Source organism: Synechococcus sp. WH 7805, assembly GCF_000153285.1.
In the GTDB taxonomy this organism is placed as follows: Bacteria; Cyanobacteriota; Cyanobacteriia; order PCC-6307; family Cyanobiaceae; genus Synechococcus_C.
Window position 1 is genome coordinate 2,330,822 of the sequence record NZ_CH724168.1, and the last position, 24,168, is coordinate 2,354,989.

The 24,168-nt window shown below is 60.2% G+C and carries 23 protein-coding genes; 14 read left to right on the forward strand and 9 right to left on the reverse strand.

The features are described 5' to 3' along the window. The first annotated feature begins 5 nt into the window (after nucleotides 1-5). Nucleotides 6-422: a hypothetical protein gene (locus tag WH7805_RS11815; protein WP_038004709.1), complete on the forward strand. Its 417-nt coding sequence runs from the start codon at nucleotides 6-8 to the stop codon at nucleotides 420-422. A 33-nt stretch (nucleotides 423-455) separates the two neighbouring features. Here the strand turns inward: WH7805_RS11815 and psbV are convergent, their stop codons facing one another. Together psbV and rnz are read right to left on the reverse strand one after the other, a co-directional pair. Beyond that, on the reverse strand, nucleotides 456-968 hold the full coding sequence (gene psbV, locus WH7805_RS11820; RefSeq protein WP_006043347.1) for a photosystem II cytochrome c-550: 513 nt from the start codon (nucleotides 966-968) through the stop codon (nucleotides 456-458). 87 nt (nucleotides 969-1,055) lie between these two features. After that, nucleotides 1,056-2,027 (reverse strand): ribonuclease Z, encoded by a 972-nt coding sequence (gene rnz / locus WH7805_RS11825; protein WP_006043348.1) that lies wholly within the window; start codon nucleotides 2,025-2,027, stop codon nucleotides 1,056-1,058. A gap of 88 nt (nucleotides 2,028-2,115) precedes the next feature. Between rnz and WH7805_RS11830 the strand changes: the two genes are divergently transcribed. Genes WH7805_RS11830 through WH7805_RS11840 form a run of 3 tightly spaced genes read left to right on the forward strand, consistent with a single transcriptional unit; the run spans nucleotide 2,116 to nucleotide 8,020 of the window. Next, nucleotides 2,116-3,534: a SpoIID/LytB domain-containing protein gene (locus tag WH7805_RS11830; protein WP_006043349.1), complete on the forward strand. Its 1,419-nt coding sequence runs from the start codon at nucleotides 2,116-2,118 to the stop codon at nucleotides 3,532-3,534. Continuing rightward, nucleotides 3,525-4,334: a glucosamine-6-phosphate deaminase gene (locus WH7805_RS11835; RefSeq protein WP_006043350.1), complete on the forward strand. Its 810-nt coding sequence runs from the start codon at nucleotides 3,525-3,527 to the stop codon at nucleotides 4,332-4,334. Before WH7805_RS11830 ends, WH7805_RS11835 begins: the two co-directional genes overlap by 10 nt. Beyond that, the gene (locus WH7805_RS11840; protein WP_006043351.1) at nucleotides 4,331-8,020 is read left to right on the forward strand and encodes a hydantoinase B/oxoprolinase family protein; all 3,690 of its coding nucleotides are present in this window, start codon (nucleotides 4,331-4,333) and stop codon (nucleotides 8,018-8,020) included. Before WH7805_RS11835 ends, WH7805_RS11840 begins: the two co-directional genes overlap by 4 nt. A 204-nt stretch (nucleotides 8,021-8,224) precedes the next feature. On the opposite strand, the gene WH7805_RS11845 is transcribed toward WH7805_RS11840, so the two are convergent. The 3 genes from WH7805_RS11845 to truB form a co-directional block, all read right to left on the reverse strand. Beyond that, on the reverse strand, nucleotides 8,225-8,452 hold the full coding sequence (locus WH7805_RS11845; RefSeq protein WP_006043352.1) for a hypothetical protein: 228 nt from the start codon (nucleotides 8,450-8,452) through the stop codon (nucleotides 8,225-8,227). Between the two features lie 102 nt (nucleotides 8,453-8,554). After that, nucleotides 8,555-9,301 (reverse strand): YebC/PmpR family DNA-binding transcriptional regulator, encoded by a 747-nt coding sequence (locus WH7805_RS11850; RefSeq protein WP_006043353.1) that lies wholly within the window; start codon nucleotides 9,299-9,301, stop codon nucleotides 8,555-8,557. Between the two features lie 53 nt (nucleotides 9,302-9,354). Continuing rightward, on the reverse strand, nucleotides 9,355-10,257 hold the full coding sequence (truB, locus tag WH7805_RS11855; protein WP_038005460.1) for a tRNA pseudouridine(55) synthase TruB: 903 nt from the start codon (nucleotides 10,255-10,257) through the stop codon (nucleotides 9,355-9,357). 79 nt (nucleotides 10,258-10,336) lie between these two features. Between truB and WH7805_RS11860 the strand changes: the two genes are divergently transcribed. Next, nucleotides 10,337-11,095 carry a bifunctional 2-polyprenyl-6-hydroxyphenol methylase/3-demethylubiquinol 3-O-methyltransferase UbiG gene (locus WH7805_RS11860; RefSeq protein WP_006043356.1) on the forward strand — a complete coding sequence of 253 codons (759 nt, stop codon included), beginning with the start codon at nucleotides 10,337-10,339 and terminating at the stop codon, nucleotides 11,093-11,095. 8 nt (nucleotides 11,096-11,103) lie between these two features. Next, entirely contained in the window at nucleotides 11,104-11,565 is a 462-nt protein-coding gene (locus WH7805_RS11865) for a DUF2127 domain-containing protein (protein WP_006043357.1), read from the forward strand. Nucleotides 11,566-11,579: 14 nt separating this feature from the next. On the opposite strand, the gene rpmA is transcribed toward WH7805_RS11865, so the two are convergent. Together rpmA and rplU are read right to left on the reverse strand one after the other, a co-directional pair. Further along, nucleotides 11,580-11,849 carry a 50S ribosomal protein L27 gene (gene rpmA, locus WH7805_RS11870; RefSeq protein ID WP_006043358.1) on the reverse strand — a complete coding sequence of 90 codons (270 nt, stop codon included), beginning with the start codon at nucleotides 11,847-11,849 and terminating at the stop codon, nucleotides 11,580-11,582. A gap of 43 nt (nucleotides 11,850-11,892) precedes the next feature. Beyond that, nucleotides 11,893-12,267: a 50S ribosomal protein L21 gene (rplU, locus tag WH7805_RS11875; RefSeq protein ID WP_006043359.1), complete on the reverse strand. Its 375-nt coding sequence runs from the start codon at nucleotides 12,265-12,267 to the stop codon at nucleotides 11,893-11,895. A gap of 125 nt (nucleotides 12,268-12,392) precedes the next feature. Between rplU and WH7805_RS11880 the strand changes: the two genes are divergently transcribed. The 3 genes from WH7805_RS11880 (at nucleotide 12,393) to kaiC (ending at nucleotide 15,244) form a co-directional block, all read left to right on the forward strand. Continuing rightward, complete coding sequence (locus WH7805_RS11880; RefSeq protein WP_006043360.1) at nucleotides 12,393-13,283, forward strand: circadian clock protein KaiA; 891 nt, start codon at nucleotides 12,393-12,395, stop codon at nucleotides 13,281-13,283. Next, nucleotides 13,280-13,639, forward strand: a complete 360-nt coding sequence (gene kaiB / locus WH7805_RS11885; protein WP_006043361.1) for a circadian clock protein KaiB — start codon at nucleotides 13,280-13,282, stop codon at nucleotides 13,637-13,639. The genes WH7805_RS11880 and kaiB overlap by 4 nt, the downstream gene beginning before the upstream one ends. Before the next feature lie 66 nt (nucleotides 13,640-13,705). Further along, a complete protein-coding gene (gene kaiC / locus WH7805_RS11890; RefSeq protein WP_006043362.1) occupies nucleotides 13,706-15,244 on the forward strand; it encodes a circadian clock protein KaiC in 1,539 nt (512 codons plus the stop codon). Here the strand turns inward: kaiC and WH7805_RS11895 are convergent, their stop codons facing one another. Continuing rightward, nucleotides 15,245-17,296, reverse strand: coding sequence for a HAMP domain-containing sensor histidine kinase (locus WH7805_RS11895; protein ID WP_006043363.1), 2,052 nt, complete (start codon nucleotides 17,294-17,296; stop codon nucleotides 15,245-15,247). A gap of 24 nt (nucleotides 17,297-17,320) precedes the next feature. After that, on the reverse strand, nucleotides 17,321-18,637 hold the full coding sequence (gene purD / locus WH7805_RS11900) for a phosphoribosylamine--glycine ligase (protein WP_006043364.1): 1,317 nt from the start codon (nucleotides 18,635-18,637) through the stop codon (nucleotides 17,321-17,323). A gap of 101 nt (nucleotides 18,638-18,738) precedes the next feature. Here purD and WH7805_RS11905 point away from each other — a divergent pair, with 101 nt between their 5' ends. Genes WH7805_RS11905 through fabZ form a run of 5 tightly spaced genes read left to right on the forward strand, consistent with a single transcriptional unit; the run spans nucleotide 18,739 to nucleotide 24,166 of the window. Continuing rightward, entirely contained in the window at nucleotides 18,739-19,743 is a 1,005-nt protein-coding gene (locus tag WH7805_RS11905) for a hypothetical protein (RefSeq protein WP_006043365.1), read from the forward strand. Next, the gene (gene purC, locus WH7805_RS11910) at nucleotides 19,740-20,492 is read left to right on the forward strand and encodes a phosphoribosylaminoimidazolesuccinocarboxamide synthase (protein ID WP_006043366.1); all 753 of its coding nucleotides are present in this window, start codon (nucleotides 19,740-19,742) and stop codon (nucleotides 20,490-20,492) included. Before WH7805_RS11905 ends, purC begins: the two co-directional genes overlap by 4 nt. Before the next feature lie 46 nt (nucleotides 20,493-20,538). Continuing rightward, the gene (locus tag WH7805_RS11915) at nucleotides 20,539-22,836 is read left to right on the forward strand and encodes a BamA/TamA family outer membrane protein (RefSeq protein WP_038004714.1); all 2,298 of its coding nucleotides are present in this window, start codon (nucleotides 20,539-20,541) and stop codon (nucleotides 22,834-22,836) included. Beyond that, complete coding sequence (gene lpxC, locus WH7805_RS11920) at nucleotides 22,836-23,690, forward strand: UDP-3-O-acyl-N-acetylglucosamine deacetylase (RefSeq protein WP_006043368.1); 855 nt, start codon at nucleotides 22,836-22,838, stop codon at nucleotides 23,688-23,690. The genes WH7805_RS11915 and lpxC overlap by 1 nt, the downstream gene beginning before the upstream one ends. A 5-nt stretch (nucleotides 23,691-23,695) precedes the next feature. After that, complete coding sequence (gene fabZ, locus WH7805_RS11925; RefSeq protein WP_006043369.1) at nucleotides 23,696-24,166, forward strand: 3-hydroxyacyl-ACP dehydratase FabZ; 471 nt, start codon at nucleotides 23,696-23,698, stop codon at nucleotides 24,164-24,166. Nucleotides 24,167-24,168: the final 2 nt, after the last annotated feature.

The window sequence follows — 24,168 nt, forward strand, 5'->3', positions numbered from 1 at the left end:
GAAGGATGTCCTCCGCTACCTCTGCTACTCCCTTGCGACCTGAAGTTGATGGTCTCCTTGCCCACGGCACTGTGCACACCAGTCCTGGCGGCCAGTACAGCTTCAGGGTGATCGGACCTTGCTGCCGTCTGTTCGATCGCAATGAGCTTCCCTGGCCCTGCTGTCGTCTCGTGTGGCGCAGCAAGGAGCCGAGTTGGCGTCGGGTGGGCCGTCGTTTTGTTCCCGACCTTGCCTCCCGTCGTTGTCCCTCCTACGCGGTTGAGCTGCTCCAGCCCGGTTCCAGACCCACTGTCACCGTGCTGACGCTCTTTTCCATGCGTTTCACGGCGAGCCTGCAGGAATGGTGGTACAGCCGCCATCCCCGCTCCTTCGACTCCTCCAATCAGTGCCCGTTATCAAACCCGGCTGAACCGAGGCACTAAAAAAGCCCGCCTTTGGCGGGCTTGGTGTGTTGATCAGAAGTAAATCTTGCCGCCGCCCCACTCTGCTCCGAGCACTTTCGGGGCCACGAGGATGTAGGCCGACATCAACCTGAGATCCTCATCCGTGAGGTCGCGCATAGCGGGATAGAGATCGCGGCTGCGCATGCTGGGGTGTAGGTCGGCAATGCTGTATTCACCGTCGTAAGAGGTCGGATCCTGGAGGTAGTCAATCAGGGCTGCCACATTGTCCCGGGCTGGTGTGGCCAAGGCGAGGGTCTCGGGGTCGAGGCCAACATTGTGGTTGGTCTTGGTGATACCACCGGCATGACAGGTTCCGCAGCTGGTGTTGAACACCTTGCGCCCGGCTTTGACCTGTTGCTCAGTGAAGGTGACTGTGCTGCCCTCGGAGTCTGCAGGAACCGTCAAGGTCTCTGCGTCCCACGAAGCGGCCTGGGCAGGGGTGCCGATCACCAGGACGGCGAAGGCCGACAGCACGATCAGCAGTCGGCTCAGGGAGCGACGCAAGTTGAGGAGAAAAGAGGCCATGAAGAATGCCGGAGACTGGTGAAGACAGCGCACAACGCTCTTGTATCACGGGGTGGGATCCTCTCGTGGGCAATCCCGCTCAGGCGATCACGAACTGTTGCAGCTCCAGGGCTCCATTGACGGGGTTACGTCGATCGACAGGAAGTCTTTGGCAAGAACCGTGGCTGGGAAAATCGCCTGGGCTTCGGCAAGAAGATCGTTAGCAGTGACAGCATTCCCAGGGGCATAACGGGGGCTGAGGTGGGTGAGCACCAACTGGCTGACACCCGCCTCAGCTGCCGTTTGCGCCGCCATGGTGCTGGTGGAGTGCTGGCGTTGAAAAGCCATCTCCGCCTCGGCATGGGAAAACGTTGATTCATGAATCAGGAGATCCGCCCCTCGTGCCAGCTCCACGGCGGCTTCGCAGAACACGGTGTCGGTGCAATAGACCACGCTTGCTCCGCGACGTTGGGGGCCGCACAGGTCGCGACCGTCAATGCTGCGGCCATCGTCGAGAGTGACAGTTTCGCCGCGCTTCAGAGCGGCATAAACAGGCCCTGGCGAGATGTTCAGATCGCGGGCCCTGGCCACGTCAAACCGGCCTGCACGGGGCTTCTGATCCACCCGGTAGGCATAGGCGGGGACCCGGTGATGCAGTGGTGTGGCGCGTACCTGCAGGTCGTCGTCTTCGAAGACGATCCGTCCGGCTTCTGCAGCTCCGCGCACTGGATGCACGGCCAGCGGGTAGCCGATGCGCGTGGAACTGGTTCGCAGCACGCCCTGCAGGTAGGCATCCAGGGGGTCCGGTCCATAAAGATCAACCCCTGAGCTGCTGCCGCTTAGCCCCAGGCTGGCCAGCAGTCCCGGCAGCCCGAACACGTGATCGCCGTGCATGTGGGTAATGAACACCCTGCGCAGCTGCGAAAGACGTAGGTCGCTGCGTAGGAACTGATGCTGGGTGCCTTCACCACAGTCAAACAACCAGAGCTCCGACCGTTGGGGCAGTCGCAGCGCCACTGCAGACACATTGCGGGCGCGGGTCGGAACTCCGGAACTGGTGCCGAGAAAGGTGACCTGCACGGCGGAGCGGGCTCAATGGCCAATCTGCCACGGAGGCCTGGCCCACCCTCGGCGGGAGGGGCACACTGGGCGCCCATCTGTTTCTGGAGTGCTGACGTTCGTCTCCATTCTTCGGCCAGGGCTCAGAGCCGCATGGCTGGCTCCCCTTGCCGTGGTCGCCCTTGTCAGCGAGCCGCGGGCAGCGGTGACCGCTCAGGAGCCGATGATGCGGGTTCTTGTGGCAGAGGGACAGTCCCTTCATCTCAGGGCCGACGATGCGGTGCCGCTCCTGGTGCGTGGGCTCGGCGGTCGGGAACGCTCCCTGCAGAGGTTGTCGGTCAGCCTCCGTGGAGGTTCACTTGTCCTGGATGGCCTGGGTCAGGCCCCATCCGTCCGCGTGTCCACGGAAGATCCGCGGGGGTTCTGGCTTGGCAAGCGGCGCTATCGCGGTGATGTGGTGCTTCTGCCCCGGGGCGGTCGCGTGATGGCCATCAACCGGCTGGGCATCGAAACTTATTTGCCCAGTGTGGTGGGCAGCGAGATGCCAACCGGTTGGCCGCTCGCAGCACTGCAGGCCCAGGCGGTTGCCGCACGTACCTACGCCCTGCGGCAGCGGGGTAAAAAGGGCGACTTCGATGTGAAAGCCACCGTTGCCAGCCAGGTGTACAAAGGCATCGAATCGGAGACGCCACGCACCCTGGAAGCCGTGAAGACCACCCGATCCCTAGTTCTTGTGCATGGGGGGCGTCTGATCAATGCGGTGTTCCACAGCAGCTCGGGGGGCGCCACCGAGCCCAGCGGCGAAGTGTGGCGTCAACAACTCCCTTATCTGGTGAGCGTTCGGGATCACGACAACCACAGTCCTGTTCACCGTTGGAACAAGCGGTTCGACGTCAGCGATCTTCAACGGCTCTTCAAGGAGACCGGTGGAGTGGAGGGTGTACGTGTTCTCAGCACAAGCTCCACCGGACGGGTGCGTTCGGCTCGAATTAAGGGGCCGCGTGGGTCGTTGGTGCTGTCAGGGCGTGAGCTGCGTCGGCGGCTCGGCCTCAAAAGCACGATGGTGCGCTTCGACATGGTTCGCGATGCCGACATGCAGCGTTCTCCGGAGATTCCGTCGGATTCCGAGCCGTCCCGCGAGCCGCCAGCTCTGATCGGCCTCTGGAGCGATTCGGCCACCGGCTCCATTGAACCTGCGGATCCGGGGCTGACGCCACTGCCACTGCCACCGCCACCGCCACCGCCACCTCTGCAGACGCCTCGCAGCAGCCTCGACCGACCGAGCCGCCTTGTGCGTTCGAGCAGCCTTGTTCGTTCAGGCCGCCTGGTGCTTGAAGCGCGGGGACAGGGGTATGGGCACGGCGTGGGCATGAGCCAGTGGGGTGCCCACGGGCTGGCAGAGCAAGGGGCTGATTTCCGCCAGATCCTTCTTCACTACTACCGAGGGGTGCAAATTCGTCCCTACCGGCCTGGCGATGATCCATCGCTGGCATTCAGCCCTGGATCGGAGCCAGCCTGGTGGGGTTGATCCCCGCCCCATCTGTGCCGCAGCTTCCCCCATCCATTTCGGTTCAGCGCCGCCAGGATCCCGCTGCGCTAATGGCGGTTGTGGTGGATGCTCTGGACGCTTTCCTGCAAACGTGTGTTCAGCAGCAACAGTTCTGCCCCCTGGGACTGGCCACCGGCCGCACGATGGAGCCCCTCTATGCGGTGCTCTGTGAGCGGCTCAGGGCATGGCCCGCGCTGCATCTGCAGTGGCTGCGGGACCATTGGTGCAGTTTCAATCTCGATGAATACGTCGGTCTGCAGGCCGGAGATCCGCGGAGTTTCACGGCTTACATGCAGACCCACCTGGCGGGGCCCCTGGATCTGCCGACCGATCGGGTCAGGATTCCTGACGGTATGGCCTGCGATCCAAGCTCGGAGGCCCGTCGCTACAGCACGGCGCTGCGCCAGGCCGGCGGGATCGGGCTTCAGCTTCTTGGCCTTGGCAGCAATGGCCATGTGGGTTTCAACGAGCCGCCCTCAGGGTTCGACAGCCCGTGCCGCGTTGTGACCTTGCAGGCAGCGACCAGGATTCAGAACGCTGAGGCCTTCGGCGGTGATTCCGAGGCCGTGCCAAAGCAGGCGATCACGCTCGGGCTGCAGGAGATTCTCAGTGCCAAGGTGATTCATCTGATCGTGACGGGCAGCGCCAAGGCGGAAATTCTGCGGACGGCTCTGTTGGAGCCCAGCACTGGCCAGGTTCCCGCCAGCTGGCTTCAGCAGCACCCACAGGTGCACCTGTGGGTGGATGATGCCGCCCATTCCCGTCTTTCGGCACCTTGACCCGCTGGCAGTTCTCGATTGACCGCGGCGGCACCTTCACCGATGTGGTGGCACGCCGGCCTGACGGAGGGCTGATCGTCCGCAAGGTGCTCTCGGTGCAGCCTGGTAAGGAGGGTGATCCGGCGGTGGATGCGATCCAGTCGCTCATGGAGATGGACAGCCTTGATTTCACATCAGGCATCGAGGAGCTGCGACTGGGAACCACCGTGGCCACCAATGCCCTGCTTGAGGGCAAGGGGGAGCCAGTGCTTTTGCTCACGAACAAGGGCCTGGCCGACCTGCTGCGCATCGGTGATCAGCACAGACGGGATCTCTTCGCTTTGGAGATTCCTCTGTCTCCCTCCCTGATCGCGGAGGTTGAGGAGGTGTCTGGACGTTTGGATGCGGCGGGGACCGAGCTGGAGCCGCTGGTGATCGATGCTGCTCTCATCAGCCGGTTGCGTGCCCATCGTCTGGCGGGTCTGCGCAGTTGTGCCATCGCCTTGATGCATGCCTGGCGGACGCCTGCCCATGAACAGGCTCTGGCGGAGGCCGTGCTCGCCGCTGGCTTTGAGACGGTGATCTGTTCCCACCAGGTGAGCCCTCTGCCCCGCCTGGTTCCCAGGGGGCAAACCACCCTGGTGGAAGCTGCTGTGCGGCCGGTTTTGGTGACCTATCTCAACCAGGTGCAGGCTGCGCTGCAGGGACACCCCCGGCTGCGGGTGATGACCTCCAGTGGAGGCCTGCAGGCTCCAACGTCTCTGCTGGCCAAAGACACCATCCTGTCTGGGCCGGCGGGCGGCATGGTCGGTGCTGTGGCCGCGGCCCAACAGGCCGGTGTGGGGCATCTCCCCCTGGTTGGCGTGGATATGGGAGGCACGAGCACCGATGTGTTCTGCCTGCCGGCGGGGGCGGCCGATCGCGACTGGGACCGCAGCCCCGAAACGGAGATCGCCGGTTTGCTGCTCACGGCATCCCGATTGCCGATTCACACGGTGGCTGCCGGGGGAGGCTCGATCATCCACGACGATGGCGACCGGGTGCTGGTGGGGCCCCGCTCGGCAGGAGCGGATCCAGGCCCTGCTTGTTATGGCAGGGGTGGCCCCCTCACCATCACCGATGCTCATCTGCTGCTGGGCCGGCTACAGGCTCAGGCCTTCCCGGCGGTGTTCGGGCCGAACCGGGATGCCCATCCGAACCTGGAGATCGCGCAGAAGAAGTTCGCTGTTCTGGCTGAATCGCTGCAGCGAACACCGGAGGTTTTGGCGGAGGGGGCCCTCGACCTCGCGGTTGAGGCCATGGCGGCAGCCATCCGTCAGGTGTCTCTGTTCCGCGGTCATGACATCCGCGGGGGCGTCCTGGTTGCCTACGGCGGTGCGGCCGGCCAGTTGGCCTGCCGCGTGGCAACAGCCCTTGGGCTGCGCCAGGTGTTGCTGCACCCCCTGGCCGGGGTGCTCTCGGCCTATGGGATTGGTCAGGCCCGTCCGCGTCAGCTGCGTCAGGCAGCGGTTCGCGAGCCCCTCGATGGCTCCTGCTTGACTCGGTTGTCAGCGCTTGTCGCAGAACAGCTGGCCTTGGCTCACGCTGCCCTGGAGCAGGTGTGCGGTTGTTCCGTGGCGGTGGGGGAGCAGCGGATCCACCTAGAACTGCGGGATGTGGCCGCGGAGCAGGGACTGCTCATCGCTCATGAGCCTCCTCCGCAACAGCCCTCCCTGGAGGATCTGTTGACAGCCTTTGCCCAGGCGCATCAGCAGCGCTTCGGCTATGCCCCATCCCCAGACACTCGGTTGGTGGTTGAGCGGATCGAAGTGGAGGTGCTGGCTGCGGCGGAGCTCCCGGCGCAGGGCCGTGAAGCTTGTTCTGAGCATGCCGGCCATCTCGCCAGCGTTCCTGATTCGGCCATAGTGCATTGGCCGCAGAGCGGATGGTGTGCCGTTCCGGTGGTGCAACGGCTGCAACTTCCAGTGGATCGATGCCTGGAGGGTCCGGCATTGATTCTTGATCCCACGGCTGGAACCGTGTTGGAGCCTGGCTGGTCAGCTCGAAGATTGCAGAACGGCAGTCTGTTGCTGGAGATGAACGGGGCGGTGCCAGTGGCTGCGACGATGCCTGTCGGCGCGCGTCGCGTGCCTTCCTTCGACCAGGGGCCCGATCCTGTGGATCTGAGCCTGTTCCATCACCGTTTCATGCAGATCGCGGAACGGATGGGAGAGCGGCTCCGTCAAACCAGCCGCTCGGTGAACATCCGCGAACGGCTTGATTTTTCCTGCGCCCTGTTCGATGGGGAGGGTGCCCTGGTGGCCAATGCCCCGCATATTCCTGTGCACCTCGGCTCAATGGGCGATGCGGTGGCGGATCTGCTGCTGCAGGTGCGCCGAGGCGAACGCCCTGCTCTGCTCGCGGGCGACACGATCATCAGCAATGACCCCTTCCACGGTGGCACCCATCTGCCTGATATCACCGCCATCACACCGGTGTATTCCGATCGGCAGGACGCGCCGTTCGCCTTTGTGGCCTGCCGCGGGCATCACGCTGATGTGGGAGGTCTAACCCCAGGTTCGATGCCACCGTTCAGCCGGCGGATTAGCGAGGAGGGCCTGCTGGTGCGCAATTGGTGGTTGGTGAGGCAGGGTGTTCCTGATGAAAGAGGTTGGGGCGAGCTGTTGCGCCATCAGCCCATCCCCCCGAGGGCTCCAGACCTGCTCTGGGCTGATCTGCAGGCTCAGGTGGCGGCGAACCACCTCGGAGTGCAGCTGCTCGAAACACTTCTTCAGGCTGAAGGGAGGGCTCGTGTGGATCTCTATCTCCAGCATGTTCAGGACCATGCAGCCAGTACCGTTCGCCGCTTGATCGATCGTTTGCAAGACCGCAACTGCGAGGTGCAGCTTGATAACGGGGCCTGGTTGCGTCTGGCTTTGCGGGTGCAACGGCACCGATGCCAAGCGGTGTTGGATTTCAGCGGCAGCTCTCTGCAAGGCGATCACAACTTTCATGCTCCGCTGGCGGTGACCAAGGCCGCCGTGCTTTATGTGCTGCGCTGTCTGGTGGAGGAGCCGATCCCCCTCAATGCCGGTTGTTTTCAGCCCCTGACGTTGGTGGTGCCGGAGGGGTGTCTGCTCAATCCCCAGTCGCCTGCTGCTGTGGTGGCGGGGAATGTGGAAACCTCCCAGGCGCTCTGCAACCTCCTATTCGCCTCCGTGGGTGCCATGGCGGCGGCTCAGGGCACCATGAACAACCTCACCTTTGGTGATGGGCGTCGGCAGTACTACGAAACGATCGCAGGGGGCGGTGGTGCGGGCCCGGGTTTCCCTGGATCCTGTGGAGTGCAGACCCACATGACCAACTCAAGGCTCACGGATCCTGAAATTCTTGAACAACGGTTTCCCGTGAGGCTGGAACGGTTTGGATTCCGCCCCGGCAGTGGCGGTGCCGGTCGCTGGCCAGGGGGTGATGGTCTAGTGCGGGAATTCAGATTCCTGGAACCGATGACAGCGGCGCTGTTGTCGGGCTCACGGTTGGTGGCACCGTTTGGGCTCGAGGGTGGAGGAGATGGTGCCGCTGGTTGTGCGGTTCTCACGCGCGCGAATGGTTCATGCGAACAGCTTCAGGGGTGTGCCCAGCTTGAGGTGAGACCGGAGGATCGTTTGCTGATCGAAACGCCTGGAGGCGGAGGTTGGGGAGCGCCTGATGAGCAGGCTCATCACTGATTGTTTCTCTGTCAAAAACAGCATCCAATCGTTCACAGTGTTGATCAAAAGCCTGCCCGCAACTTCACTGGTGAGAGGTCGAATGCATATGAATCTGTGGTGATTGTCTCGAGCACCTGTCGCTTTAGGTAGATCGCTGCCCAGGTCTTTTAAGCCTTTGTGATTTGGTTTGTTTTCCGAGTGATTTTCGCTCTTGTTTTGAGCTTAGTCGCCAAATCCAGTCGATTTCTTTTGGGCTTTTTTGCTTTTTTTCTTTTTTACCGTGGCTGGAGTCGATTCCGGCGTCTCATCCTTGAAGATCAATCCATCGATCCATGTTGTGATGATATAAACAACGATGAGTACAGGAATGATGACTCCCCATTCATTGGGGAAGTCGTAAGGGATTTGTCTGACTCCGTAGATCGCTAGGTATCCAGTGATCAGAGTCAAGATGAATCGTCTGATGGTTGTTGGATTCAACTCGCTTTGGCCCTTGGAGTCATTTCAGTCTCTCATCGGGCTGCCGGTCAGGTCACTCTGAAGTTTGCTGTGTCAGTCGATCTCCATGGAGTCGTCGATTTCCAGATTGGCGCTGACACTGGATACATCATCCAGTTCTTCCAGTGCCTCCAGCAGCTTGAGGCATTGCCGGATGGTGTCTGCATCCTGTGGGCTTACCTGCGTGAGGGGATGCCATGCGTGGGTCCATTCCTGAACCTGCCAGCCCTGCTGTCTGAGTCCACTTTGCAGGGATTCAAGGACCTCGAAGGGACCGTGAACCAGGGCCTGGTTGTCGTCGCTGAGCTCGTAGCCATCGGCCTCGAGGCTTAACAGGTTTTCCAGAAGAGCTTCCTCGCTTCCAGAATCTGCCTGGATCCTCACCTCACTGCGATGCTGAAACAGATAGCTGACGCATCCGTTTTCGCCGAGATTTCCGCCGTGTTTGCTGAAGGCGAGGCGTAGTTCAGCTGCTGTGCGATTGCGGTTGTCGCTGAGGGCTTCCACCAGCACGGCAACACCGCCGGGGCCATATCCCTCGTAGCGGATGGATTCCAACTTGATGGCCTCTCCGCCTTGCCCGGATCCCTTGGCGATGGCCCGTTCGATGTTGCCGGCCGGGACGCCAGCGGCCCTTGCCTTGGCAATGGCTGTTCTGAGTTGGAAGTTGCCATCGGGGTCAGCACCCTGTCTGGCCGCAACGGTGATCTCGCGACCGATCCGAGTGAAGACTGCGCCTCGCTTGGCATCCACCACCGCTTTGGTGCGTTTGATCTGGGACCATTTGCTGTGGCCAGCCATCGGATGCGTTGGCGTCCATCTCTGGCACAGCACCGTACCGACTCGCCTTCTTCTCAGCCTCTGGCTTCGAACACCACTTTCGGTCGCAACCCACCGGTCTCATCCGGTAACCCCACGCCGAGCATGCGCCCGTCGTCGCTGAGCACCACGACCGCATCGCTTTCGCTGTCGGCACCAGGCATGATCCTGCGACCACAGCTCCAGTCCTCCTGCTCACCGGCTGACAGCCGGCGCTGAGGCAGGTGCTGAAGGGCGGCCTCCGGGGGAAGTAGGGGGAGGGCCTCTGGATCTTCAGGAGCCGCTCCAGGGCCTGGCCGCTCCGGTAGGGGAACCGCCTGGGACTCTTGAAAACCCAGTGCCTGGGTGCGGCGCAGGCTGGCTAGGCAGCCTCCGCAGCCCAGGTTCATCCCCAGGTCCCTTGCCAGTGAACGGATATAAGTCCCTGCTGAACAGTGCACTTCAACGCTCAGCTGGGCCTGTTCCGGGGCCCAGTTGAGGAGGTTCAGATTGTGAATCGTGATGGCACGTTCCGGCAGATCCATGTGTTCGCCACGCCGTGCTCTGGCATGAGCGCGTTCTCCATCAACGTGAACAGCTGACACCTGGGGTGGGCGCTGTTGGATTGGACCTCGAAACAAGGCCAGTGCCATCTCCAGCTGGTCGATGCTCAGATCCGGACAGGTCTGGCGATTCATCACCTCTCCTTCAAGGTCATCGGTGCTGGTGGTGATGCCCAGTTGGATCACCCCCCGGTAGGTCTTCTCTCCCGGGAGATAGGGCAGCAATCGTGTGGCCTGACCCACGGCAATCGGCAGCACCCCGGTTACGGCAGGATCCAAGGTGCCGCCATGGCCAACTCGCCGAATGTTGAGCAGGCGCCGGATCCGGGCGACGCAGGCGTGAGAGGTGAGGCCAGGCGGCTTGTCGATTACGGCGAAGCCAATGGGCGCAGTCAACAAGCGGGCAGAGACAGTGCAAGCACCTGACTGTGGCACCCGGCTTGCACGTAAGTTTGCCGACATCAGTACGCAGGTCATGCAGCCAGTGATTGCTTCAGAGGCCGTCGATCTCCAGGCGTTTCTGGCCAGCGGCTTTTCGGTGAAGGACCACCTTGCTGCCTACCTTTCGCTTTCAACCGATGAGGTGGAACTCCGGCTTCCTCAGAGCAAGGAAGATCTGGCTGCCATGCATCCAGGCGCCTTCGATCCCAAGCATGCGGAGATGTTCTATGAGGACACGGTGGGGACAGGTCACCTGTTAGAGCTGGCGGCTTGGCATCTCAGCAGCGCTGACTACATCGCCGACACCCTGCGGCTGCAGCAGCAGTTCGCCACTGGAGATGTGCTGGATTTCGGTGGAGGCATCGGCACCCATGCGCTTGCTGCCGCTGGGTTGAGTGACGTGCGGCATGTGTGGTTCGTGGACCTCAACCCCCAAAACCGGGCGTTTGTTGCGCAACGCGCTGCAGCGCTTGGCCTTTCGGATCGGCTGTCGGTGCATCGCGACCTCGACAGCCTTCCAGGCCAGACTTTCGACACGGTCGTTTGCCTGGATGTCCTTGAGCATCTGCCCGACCCAGCCGCTCAGTTGATGGAGTTTCATCGCCGGCTTAAGGCCGGAGGCCGCGCTGTTTTGAACTGGTATTTCTTTAAGGGGCACGATGGTGAATATCCCTTCCACTTCGATGATCCAGGCTTGGTGGACAGCTTCTTCCGCTGTCTGCAGGCCAATTTCCTGGAGGTGTTTCACCCTCTGCTGATTACAACGAGGGTCTACCGTCCGCTGGACATCTGAGGAGGCCGGTGGCGCAGCCGAGGGGGCAAGGGCGTTGGCTCATCAAGCTGATTGTTCTGAAGAAAGTTGTTCTCGCGCTTGTGCTTCTGATGATCAGCCTTGCTGCGTTGTTTGGGATCAACAACTACGCCGAACTCTCGGACTTTGCCCAATCCTGGGCACAGGCGGATCGGGAGCTCCTTTCCGGCATGGCGGAACAAGGAAGCCTTCTTGGGCCGACCCGCCTGATACGGCTGGCGGTTGCTTCGGCGGTGTATTCGGGACTGATCCTGATGGCTGCATGGGCCACATGCACAGGCCGGCATTGGGGGGAGTGGCTTTTGGTGGTGGTCTTCGCGCTAGCGCTACCCCTGGAAGTTGTTCATCTTCTCCATGAACCAAGCCCCAGAACGGCAATCGTCCTGGGGCTCACGGTTCTTGGGATGGTCATAACCCTGAAACAGGGCTTGCACTCATCTCAACATCATTAAAGAAACAGCGCGGTTCAACCGACTGCGGTGGCCACGTTGATCCGTTTGCGATTGCGAAGGCCGCGGCGAATGGTTTCGAACTTCACCACCCCATCAGTCAACGCAAAGAGGGTGTCGTCCTTGCCTTGGCCGACATTCACACCTGGAAGAACGGAGGTGCCGCGCTGACGGATCAAAATCGAACCTGCCGTAACGGTTTCTCCGCCGTAGGCCTTTACGCCAAGACGCTTGGAGTTGGAATCGCGTCCGTTACGGGTTGAGCCTGTGCCTTTCTTATGTGCCATGGGGTGGGAAGGGAAATGGGGGTGGGGCGAAGGGTGGTTCTGATCAGCTGATGGCCTTGCCGCCAACGGAAATGGACTGAACCATCACCCGGGTGAGCTCCTGCCTGTGACCATTCTTACGACGTGTTTTCTTCTTGGGGCGCATTTTGTAGACGATCACCTTGGGCCCGCGGCGATGGGCCATCACCTTGAGTTCAACGCTGGCATCTTTCACAAAGGGCTTGCCAAGAGTTGTGCCCTTGGCGTCCTTCACTAAAAGCACGTTGTCGAGTGTGATCGTGGCATCGACCTCAGCCTGAAGTCGGTCAAGGTCGTAGTAACGATTGGGTTGAAGCCAAAATTGCTGGCCCGAGGCCTCGGCAATGGCATAGACCCCGGTGTCGGGAGCGTCGGATCGACTGGTACTGGTTTCGGCCATGAACGAAAAGACGCGGTCAGGCTCGGAGAACCGATTTGGCCTGAACCGCAATCGAAAGACAAACAAAGATCTTCGGACTTTGCAGCCCCTTTCGTCAAGATTCAGCTCATGACCTCGCGCGGTGAATGGCCCGTCCGGCACTCACGATCGCTTTGCTGCTCACGACTCAGGAGCTGGTGGATGCCTGCAGGCAGTGGCTGCCTGTGAATCGATACAAGCCCGTGGATCTGCAGCAGACCGCTTCGGGTCAGGCACTCCTGGAGGTTCTGTCGCACCAGCGTGAAGCAGTGGATGCTGTGGTCATCGAACAATCCCTTCTCGATGAGAGCACCCGCGAAGGCCTGCGGCGTGAAGGGCTGCTCTTCCCGGCTGTGGTGGTTGGGGAACTCATGGGCCGGGTTGATTACCACCCGGAGGAGGTGCATCTTCCAGTGGATCAGCTTGAGCAACTGGGTTACAACGTGGATGCCGCCATCTCGCGCTTTCTGCGTCAGGGACAGAAGGAAGCAAGACCTGAGGATGGGTCGGATGCGAACACACAGCCCTCCGGAGAGAGCAGTGCATGGAAGCTCTCGAGCCGTCTTCAGGAGCGTCTGGGCTACCTGGGTGTTTTTTACAAGCGGGACCCCTCCCGTTTTCTCGCCAATCTCCCTCCTGAGGAGCAGCGCGAGCTGGTGCAGTCGCTGCAGCGCACTTACCGCGACCTTTTGATCAGTTACTTCCGGGACCCCGCCGCTGCCAACCAGGCTCTGGAGAGTTTCGTGAATACGGCCTTCTTTGGCGACCTTCCCATCACCCGCACTGTGGAGATCCACATGAATCTGATTGACGAGTTCTGGAAGCAACTCAGACTTGAAGGGCACAAGAACGATTTTCTCCAGGACTATCGACTCGCTTTGCTCGACGTCATGGCCCATCTCTGTGAGATGTATCGACGCTCAATCCCCCCCGAGGTTGCTTTGGCGACATCAGCGGAGTACCGCCAAGCCCTGATGGATTCGCAGGTTTCCCCATGAGCCCACGCAAGACCTACATCCTCAAGCTGTATGTGGCCGGCAATACGCCTAACTCGATGCGAGCTCTGAAAACCCTTCGCAACATTCTTGAAACCGAATTCAAGGGTGTCTACGCCTTGAAGGTGATTGATGTGCTGAAGAATCCTCAGTTGGCGGAAGAAGACAAGATTTTGGCAACCCCGACCCTCTCCAAAATCCTGCCGCCCCCTGTGCGCCGCATCATCGGCGATCTGTCCGACCGGGAGAGGGTGCTGATTGGTCTGGATCTTCTCTATGACGAACTTTCCGACAACAGCCTGACGTCGACGTTGATGGATGCGTTGGAAGACGCAGACACAACAGATTCAGATTCTTAAGCCCGACCGTGTGCCTGACCGCCCGCTTCGTTTTTCTATTTAGCGTTTTCTCATAAGCTCGCCATCATGCAGATCTCCAGCTCCAGTGGTTCGCCACAGATGCAGGTTCAGAAGCTCCCAACAGGGATTGAGGGGTTTGATGATGTCTGCCATGGCGGGCTGCCGATCGGTCGCAGCACCTTGATCAGTGGTACGTCAGGAACTGGTAAGACCGTTTTCTCTTTGCATTTTCTGCATAACGGCATTGCTCACTTTGACGAGCCAGGCATTTTTGTCACCTTTGAGGAGTCGCCCCTCGATATCTTGCGTAACGCCGCCAGTTTTGGTTGGAATTTGCAGGAGATGGTGGAGCAGGACAAACTCTTCATCCTCGATGCATCACCGGATCCCGATGGACAGGATGTGGCTGGAAGCTTCGATCTTTCCGGTCTGATCGAACGCATCAATTACGCCATTCGTAAATACAAAGCCAAACGGGTGGCGATCGATTCGATCACAGCGGTTTTCCAGCAGTACGACGCGGTGTTTGTCGTGCGTCGCGAGATCTTCCGTCTGATTGCCCGTCTCAAAGAGATCGGCGTCACCACGGTGATGACCACGGAACGGATCGATGAGTACGGTCCGATTGCACGGTATGGCGTGGAGGAGTTCGTCTCCGACAATGTGGTGATTCTGCGCAACGTGCTTGAGGGCGAGCGTCGCCGGCGCACGGTAGAGATCCTCAAGCTCAGGGGAACAACGCACATGAAGGGCGAGTTCCCATTCACCATGGGAGCTCATGGCATCAGCATCTTCCCCCTCGGAGCGATGCGCCTCACCCAGCGCTCTTCGAATGTGCGGGTCAGTTCCGGTGTGCCGCGGCTGGATGAAATGTGCGGGGGTGGTTTCTTCAAGGACTCAATCATCCTTGCCACTGGTGCCACCGGAACCGGCAAAACCCTGCTGGTCTCGAAGTTCATTGAGGATGCGTGTCGGAATAAAGAACGGGCGATCCTGTTCGCCTATGAGGAGTCACGCGCTCAGCTGTTGCGTAACGCCACAAGCTGGGGCATCGACTTCGAGCAGATGGAGCAGGACGGACTGCTGAAGATCATCTGTGCCTATCCCGAGTCGACCGGTTTGGAGGATCACCTGCAGATCATCAAGACTGAGATCAGCCAGTTCAAGCCATCACGGATGGCGATCGATTCTCTCTCCGCCCTGGCTCGTGGCGTCAGCCACAACGCGTTCCGTCAGTTTGTGATCGGGGTAACTGGTTATGCCAAACAGGAGGAGATTGCAGGGTTCTTCACGAATACATCGGAGGAATTCATGGGCAGTCACTCAATCACTGATTCTCATATCTCCACCATCACCGACACGATTCTGCTGCTGCAATATGTGGAAATCCGAGGCGAGATGGCCAGGGCCTTGAACGTGTTCAAGATGCGTGGATCGTGGCATGACAAAGGAATCCGTGAATTCGTGATCACGGGCAACGGTCCTCAGATCAAAGACTCCTTCTCCAATTTCGAGCGGATCATTTCCGGTGTTCCCCATCGGGTGACCACTGATGAGCGCAGCGAGCTTTTACGCATTGCCCGTGGCGTGGATCCAGATGCCTGATTAAGGATCCTGCTTCTGCTGCCGTTCGGCCTTCCACTGCACTTCTTCGGGGTCTTCCTGAGCTAGAGGCAGATCGAACCAGAAGGTGGTGCCAACATCGAGTTCACTGGCCATGCGCACGTCGCTTCCATGTTTTTCAAGGATGCCGCGCACGATCGAAAGCCCCAGACCAGTTCCAACTTCTGTATGAACGGCATTCTCAACCCGGTAGAAACGTTCGAAGATGCGCTGTTGATTTTCGGGACTGATGCCGTATCCGGTGTCGCAGATCTCCACCCGCATGCGAGGAAGCGGTGACGTGAGCGGGCATGTTGGCCACTCGTTCTCCTGCTGAGGCGGTGTCATCTGGCAACTGTCCGGCCAGGTGTAGGCACGGATCAACAGCTGACCGCCCTTGCGATTGAATTTGAGCGCATTGCCCACAAGGTTGTCGAAGACCTGGAGCAGCAGATCCCAGTTGCCGAGAATGTCGGGAAGGTCCGGATCCGCTTCAAGGCTTAGATCCACTTGCTTGTCTGATGCATTGAGCTGATAACTGCGCAGGGTCTGCTCCAGTCCAGGACGCAGCTCAATCGGCGTGAAGGTGACGCTGCGGTTGGATTCCAAACGCGACAGATCGAGCACATCATTTACCAGTCGCGTCAGCCGATCGGTCTCGGAGTTGGCAATGCCGAGAAAGTCGCGGCGGTCTTCATCGCTGAGCTGATCCCCCATGTCGTGGAGGGTTTCCACGTAGCTCTTGATGTTGAAGAGGGGCGTGCGCAGTTCGTGGGACACATTGCTGATAAAGCGGCTCTGAGCAGCGTTTAACTCCACTTCGCGGGTTAAATCCTGGATCGTGACCGCCAAACCTTTCAGGGTTTCTCCACTGGGTTCTCGCACGGCTTGCAGAACGAATCGGAGGGTTCGCGGTGGATCGCCGATGCTGCTGCGCAGCTCATTGGTGTCGGTGCGGTTGCTCGACACGGCCTCGATCGGCTCATGCAGCTCCACGGCGAGGAGCTCGGGGAGTTCGTTGAGAAAGTCCTGTCCCTCGAGGTTGCGTCCTTCCCAACGGAACAGACGCCGAGCCGTTGGATTGGCCAGCACGATGCGTCCGTCGCCGTCCAAGAGAACAGCGCCGTCAGCCATGGTGGCGATCAGGGATGCCTGTTTCACCTGCGCGGCCTGCAGTTCCTCGATGTTCGCCGCGTCATAAACCTGAAGCTGGGAGGCCATGGCGTTGAAGCCCTCGAGTAGTTCTCCCAGCTCACCGCCGACGGGGTGTCCGATCCGAGCGCGGAAGTCGCCATCGGCGATCGACCGGACGCCTCGAAGCAGCTCCTTCACCGGTCGGGTGATCGTGAGGGCATTGAACACGGCCCCCAGGATCACCAGCACCCAGATAGAGATGAACACGGCCACAGTCACTTCCCGGGTGAGAGCCGCACTCGCCAGAGCCGTTTCGTTGGGATTGACTCCCAAGGCCAGCACACCCAGATAGCGGTTTTGCTCCACCAGTGGAACGAAGACGTCGGTGACCAGACCCTGGGGAGTGATGTGCTGCCGCACCAGTGGATTCTTGGGCCGGTTCTGCATTTCTGCGGGCAGTTCCAGTCGTCGATTGAGTCGGAGATCACCGTCTGAAGCGCTATCGCTTCCGCTGATGGGGATCCCCAGGTAGACGATTCCCTCTGGGTCTGCAAAAAAGATGTAGCGGAGGCTTCGGCTTGATCGCCAGAACGTTTCGGCCACATTGGCCAATTCCCGATCGCGACCCTCGGCGACCAGCTCGCTCACATTGCCCGCCAGCAGCAGCCCGAGATCTCTGGCATAGCGGGTATCGTTCATCGCCGCATCGCGCTGGATGCCATTCAGCGCGAAGAAGGTGATGCCCGTCATCATCAGGCTCACCACCAGGGTGGCCACCGCCAACAGTTTCGTTTGAAGGCTGAATTCTGCCCACCAAGCCCCGATCCGCTCTCTCCAGCCCTGGACTTCACCCTGATTGGGTTCGATCACCGCCCACGAGGCCAGGCCGTCGTTCGTGGCCGTCGCTGGTTCGCTGGCCATGGCTTCGACTCGCGTTTGCAGAGCCTAAGACCGGCGCACCTGGTGGCCAATGTCCCGGCGGAATTGCATTCCTCTGTAGTTCACCGTGTCGAGGGCTTGGTAAGCGCGAGCGAAGGCCTGGTCGAAACTGACACCCTGTGCCACCTGGGTTAGGACCCGTCCTCCGCTGGTGAGGAGGCGACCGTCCTGATCTCGACGCGTCCCGGCGTGGAACAGCTGGCGCTGGGGATCGGCATCCGCTGCGATGTGAATCACATCTCCTTTGCTGGGAGCCTCGGGGTAGCCCTCCGCGGCTGTCACCACGCAGGCACTGCATGCTTCGTTGATGGCGAGCGGTGGTGCCAGATCAAGGCATCCCAATGCACAGGCCTGAAGCACCTGGGCCAGTTCTGGCCCCATCAGCGGCATCAGGGTCTGGCACTCCGGATCCCCAAATCGGCAATTGAATTCGATCACCTGGGGGCCGGCGTTGGTGAGCATGAGGCCGGCGTAGATCACACCTCGGTAGTGAATGCCGCGGCTGCGTAGAGCGTTCAGGGTGGGTGTCAGCACCTGCTCGCTCACTTGTTTGAGGCCGGCGGCGTCGAGCAGAGGGGCTGGGGCATAGGCGCCCATGCCGCCGGTGTTGGGACCCCGATCACCTTCGAGAAGACGTTTGTGATCCTGGGCCGGGGGGAGCAACACCATGCGCTCGCCATCGCAAAGAGCGAACACCGAAACCTCAGGCCCTTGTAGGCGTTCTTCGAGCACCAGGCGTTCGCCCGCGCTGCCGAACCGGCCCGCGAAGGCCTCCTTGATCGCTGCTGCAGTGGCTTCGATGGTCTCGGCCACAGTGACTCCCTTTCCGGCGGCCAGGCCATCAGCTTTCACCACCAGAGGCCTCTGCAGGCGATCGAGCAGAGCCAGTGCTTCGGATAGCTCCGACACAGCCCAGTGGCCTGCGGTGGGGATCCCTTCTTCCTGCATCAGCTGCTTGGCCCAGGCTTTGCTGGCTTCCAGCTGCGCACCATCGGCACCCGGTCCGAACACCGCCAGTCCAGCTTCTCGGAGACGATCGGCCACCCCTGCAGCCAGGGGTGCTTCCGGGCCGATCACAACGAGATCAATGGCGGTGTTACGGCAGTGTGCGATCAAGCCGTCGGCATCCAGCTCGCTGATGCCAAGAGCCCGACAGCCTTTGAGATCCACGGTGCCGCCGTTGCCAGGGGTGACCCAGACGTCCTCCACCCCAGGGCAACGGCGTAGCGCCCAGGCCAGGGCCTGCTCACGGCCGCCACCGCCTACCACAAGCAGGTGGCGCAGGGGGGGCAGGGACTGAGGACGGGAGCTGGAATGGGCCATGGAGGCGGGCGTGATGGTCGAAGACCCTTAGGTTTGAACGCCCCATCACCGTCCGTGACCGTGATGGGATTCATCCATCTTTGTTGAGTGCCTGCCGGCCCATGGGTTTTCTCCCCCTGTCTTTGACGCTTCTGCTGGCGGCAACCCCGATTGCGGTGCAGGAGCCTCCGCTGCAGGACAAGGCTGCTCCTGTGCTTGAGCAAGCGATGGCGCCAGAGGCATTCGAGGCCGTGCTTTTGGAGGGTGATATCCCTGCGCTGCAGCTGGCGTGTGCTGATGCCGTTCAGTTCGGGCTGCAGGAGCGTCTGCGGTTGCTTCGCAATCGTTTGATGGAGGTGGCACCGGCTCCCCAGCCCTTCGAAGTGGTCATGGCCAACGCCCAGGCGCTGATGCAGTGCAAGGCGCCCGACAGTGTTCCTGTGGTGCTTGCTCGATTCGGACCGGCGCCGGGCCGGCAGCGCCGGGAGTGGTTGCTGCTGTCTTGGCAGGCGGCTGCCGCGGCCTTTGATCAGGACCGAGCGGTCTTGGCCCTCATGCGACTTGTCGAGGGCGATCGGTCCCGTTTGGAGGAGGAGCGTCTGATTGTGGGACTGGATGATGAGGGTCAACCCCAGACCCGTTCTGCGTTGGATCTTCTGGCGGAGCATCAGATCGCAAATGGCCAGGAATCCGAAGCGGTACTCACCTTGCTTGCGGCTCGCACTCCGGGGGTTGCGGCCGCACGCCGACTTGGTTTGGCGTCCGAGCTGCTGGGAGCGCTGGAACCTGAGCGCAGTGGCCCCCTCCTGGAGGCGGCTCTTGATCAGGCGGCGGCAGCTCAGGCCTGGAATCTCGCTGAGGATCTTCTGCGTCTGCAGCTGGCGCTGGAGCTTGAGAATGGTGGCAGTGGCGATCGTCCGCGCGAGCGTCTGCGCCGGCTTGCAACGCGGGTGGATGACCGCTTCACCCTGCTAGATCTCGATCGTGAGTCCTCAGACCTGGGATCTGAGGAGCGCCAGCAGCTTGACCAGGAGCTGCGCTCTCCCCGCGCCCCTGGAGGGCACGCTGCACTGGGAGAATCAAGACCTTCCGAGGTCGAAGCGGCCGCCGACCCCCCTCAGCCATGACCCTCACCCACGGCGAACTTCTCTACGAAGGCAAGGCAAAACGCATCTTTGCCTGCAAAGATCCCCAGCAGGTTTTGGTTGAGTTCAAGAACGATGCCACCGCCTTCAATGCTCAGAAGAAAGCCCAGTTGGAGAACAAGGGCCGTTTGAATTGCTTGATATCAGCTTGTTTGTTCGAGTTGCTCGAGCGCCATGAGATCCCCACCCATTACCTCGGTGTTTCAGATGACACCTTGATGGTCGTGCAGCGTGTGGACGTGATTCCGATCGAGGTGGTGTTGCGTAACACCGCGGCCGGCTCGCTTTGTCGTGAAACCCCAATTTCCCAAGGCACCGCTCTCGATCCAGCGCTTCTCGATCTCTATTACAAGGATGATGATTTTGGGGATCCGCTGCTCACGGACGCTCGGATTGCTCTGCTTGGAGTAGTGAGTTTCGAATTGCGTCAGCGCATGGAGGATCTGATCCGCCGGGTCAACGCTGTGTTGCTGCCTTTCTTTAAGGATCTGGGGCTGCAGCTGGTGGATTTCAAGCTGGAAATGGGTCTGAATCAGGCCGGTGAGTTGCTTGTTGCCGATGAGATCAGCCCCGATACCTGCCGCTTTTGGGATATCAACTGCGCAGACGCCAATGAGCGGATTCTCGACAAGGACCGATTCCGTAAAGATCTTGGCGGTGTAATCGAGGCCTACGGGGAGGTCTGCAAACGGGTACAAGGGGCATGCCCACAACCCCGGAACTGCAGGTAGGTTCTCCAGACGTTTGTGGCCCTCCGGGCCGACTTCCGTCTCCCCCATGGTGACCTTCTCCTCCAGCCGAACCAGGACGTCCGTTCGGAGGAGCGTTCTGGGTATGGCACTCTCACTTCCACTGATGACCGCCCTGCCGGCCAGAGCCCAAGCGGAGGCTGAGACGGTTCAGGTGGAAGCTTCTCAAACTGAAGAGGTTCAGGTTGACGATGCAGCCGGTGAGGTAGAGGTCGACCAGACCACCACTGAAGAGATCGAGGTGGCGCCTGTTGCGCCGGCTGAAACCCCACCCGCCAATCAAGCACCCTCCGCAGAAACCCTTCCTGAGGAACCGGCTCGACCAAGGGTGTTGATCACTGAGGTGATCATCGAAGGTATCGCTGATCATCCCGAGCAGGAACGCCTCGAGCTTGAGGCCTACGACGCGATGACTGTGCGTCCGGGCAGCAGGGTGACTCGTGAGGAGCTCAAGCTCGATCTTGATGCCATTTATGCCACCGGATGGTTTTCGGATGTTCGCATCGAGCCCATCAATGGCCCCCTCGGCGTTCAACTGGTGGTGAAGGTGGTGCCTAACCCGGTGCTCACGAGGGTTGAACTCGATCCGGAGGACAACAAGATCAAGCCGGAGGTGCTCGTAGACACGTTCAGCTCCGACTATGGCCGCACGCTCAACCTCAACGAGCTGCAGCTGCGAATGAAGGAGTTGCAGAAGTGGTACGCCGATGAGGGCTACTCCCTGGCCCGGGTGAGCGGTCCGACCCGTGTGAGTCCTGATGGTGTCGTTCAGCTCAAGGTGTTAATTGGCACCGTGAACGGTGTGGATGTTCAGTTCCTCACCAAAGAAGGTGAAACCACGAACGACAAAGGCGAGCCTTTGAAGGGCAAGACCAAACCCTGGGTGGTGACCCGAGAGATTTCCATCGAGCCTGGCGAACCCTTCAACCGCAAAAAACTCGAGGAAGACATCAAGCGGCTCTACGGCACCTCGCTGTTTAGTGACATCAAAGTGACCCTCAAGCCTGTGGCTGGAGAGCCTGGGACTATCACGATCGTCCTGGGAATAGTGGAACAATCCACCGGATCTCTCTCTGGCGGTTTGGGTTACAGCCAGAGTCAGGGTGTGTTCGGTCAGGTGCAGCTGTCTGACAGCAACATGTTCGGCCGAGCCTGGAACCTGGCTCTCAATCTCACCTATGGCCAGTTTGGAGGACTTGCCAACTTCACCTTCACCGATCCCTGGATCAAAGGTGACAAGTACCGCACATCATTCCGGACATCCATCTTTCTGAGCCGAGAAGTCCCCCAGGTTTTTCAGAGCCAGAACGAGGGTGACATTGTCACCGTGACTGACTACCAGGACAACAATTCCAAAAAAGCTTTCGATATCAGGAACCGCAACAATCCTGCTGATCGCCGCTTCGACAATGTGGCTCAAGCGAGCAAGCAGTTCCCTGACGAGAGCTGGTTTGAGTTCGAAGGTGATTCCGTTGCTCTTCAGAGAGTGGGTGGCAACATCGTTTTAGCTAGACCTTTGAATGGTGGTGATCCCTTCAAAAAGGTTCCCTGGCAGGCGCTGGTCGGAGTGAATGTTCAGAACGTGCGCCCGATTAATTTCAATGGCGATACCCGTCCCTACGGAGTTCCCAACGAAAACATCCGCAATGGTGAGATTCCCAACAACGAGGTGATCTGCATTGCCTTTAATTGCGCGAATGAAAACAATCTGGCCAGTGTGCGCTTCGCTACCACCTACAACACGCTGAACGACGCGCGCAACCCAACTTCGGGCAACTTCTTCAGTTTCGGCACCGAGCAGTATGTGTCGGTGGGAGAGAATTCACCAACTTTCAACCGCGTACGAACCACCTACACCAAGTTCTTTCCTGTGAATTGGTTGAAGTTGTTCAAGGGATGCCGCCCAAAACCCGGTGAAAAAGAAAACTGCCCTCAAGCTATTGCTTTTCAAGTGAAAGCTGGCACGATTGTTGGCCAATTGCCTCCTTACGAAGCGTTTTGCTTGGGTGGTTCTAATTCGGTGCGTGGTTGGTTTGACTGTGACCTGGCAGTAGGCCGCAGTTTTGGTGAGGCCACCATCGAATATCGCTTCCCGATTTTCAGTATTTTCTCGGGAGAAGTGTTCATTGATGCCGGCACGGATTTTGGCTCTCAGGCCAATGTTCCCGGCAAACCTGGTGAACTACTCGATAAGCCAGGATCGGGAGTTTCGCCTGGATTGGGTGTGATCGTGACCACTCCAGTGGGTCCGTTGCGACTGGAATTGGCGAGCCAGAACTTCACGGGCGAGGTTCGCTTCAATTTGGGTGTGGGCTGGAAGTTCTGATGGTTTGCTGGCCCGTTGATTACGACGGCGCTTGGACCCTTGCTGGAACTGTGCGTCGTTGTGGCATTGGTTTGCACAGTGGCAAGCCTGTGTCGGTGACCCTCAAGCCGTCGGCCGATCCCGGCATCTGGGTGCGATGGTCATCAGACGATGCCGCGCCCGTGCAGTTGAAGCCGTCCCAGGTTCGAGACAGCCAGCTCTGCACCACCCTCGAACTTGGGGATCGCCGCTTGGCCACGGTGGAACATCTCCTCGCAGCCCTGGCTGGATGCGGGCTGACCCAGGCCCTGCTGGAGGTTGATGGGGAAGAGATTCCCCTGCTCGATGGATCAGCGATTGGATGGGTGGAGGCGATCGCTGAAGCAGATCTGGTGGAGGTTTCCGGCGAGCGTTCCCACCGCCCCACCCTTGAGCAACCAATCGCCCTGCACCGCGGCAGCAGCGTCATCACTGCAACGCCGGCTGAGCAGTTCAGTGTTGTGGGCGTGATTGATTTCCCACAGCCGGCGATCGGCCGGCAACAGTTCGCGCTTGACCTCACACCGCAGCGATTTGTTGAGGAGATTGCCCCAGCCCGCACGTTTGGTTTCCGCGAGCAGGTGGAGCAGCTGCGTGCTGCGGGGCTGATCCAAGGAGGAGCTCTTGATAATGCCCTTGTTTGTGATGGAGACCACTGGCTGAACCCACCGCTGCGCTACCCGGATGAACCGGTGCGCCATAAGCTGCTTGACCTGATCGGTGACCTGGCGCTCGTGGGATTCCCGCGTGCACAGGTGCTGGTCTACCGCGGCTCCCATGGTCTGCATACGGACCTGGCGGCGGCCCTGGCCGATCGTTCCCCTGTTCAGCCCTGACTGTTTTGACCTCTTCCTCCGCCAACGACGTTGTGACGTCCCAGCCCGTGCTCAATGCGGAGCAGATCATGGGTCTGTTGCCGCACCGCTACCCCTTTGCCCTGGTCGATCGGGTGCTCGAGCATGTTCCAGGTGAAAAGGCCGTGGCCATCAAAAATGTGACTCTGAATGAGCCCCAGTTTCAAGGGCATTTTCCGGCACGACCGCTAATGCCTGGCGTGCTGATCGTGGAGGCGATGGCTCAGGTGGGCGGCCTGATCGTGACCCAGATGCCCGATCTCCCCAAGGGACTGTTCGTGTTTGCCGGCATCGACGGCGTGCGTTTCCGTCGCCCGGTGGTCCCCGGTGATCAGCTCTGCATCAGTTGTGAACTCCTCAGCCTCAAGCGCAAGCGCTTCGGCAAGGTGAAGGCGGAAGCCACCGTGGATGGTCAGCTGGTTTGTTCCGGCGAGTTGATGTTCTCGCTGGTGGATTGACG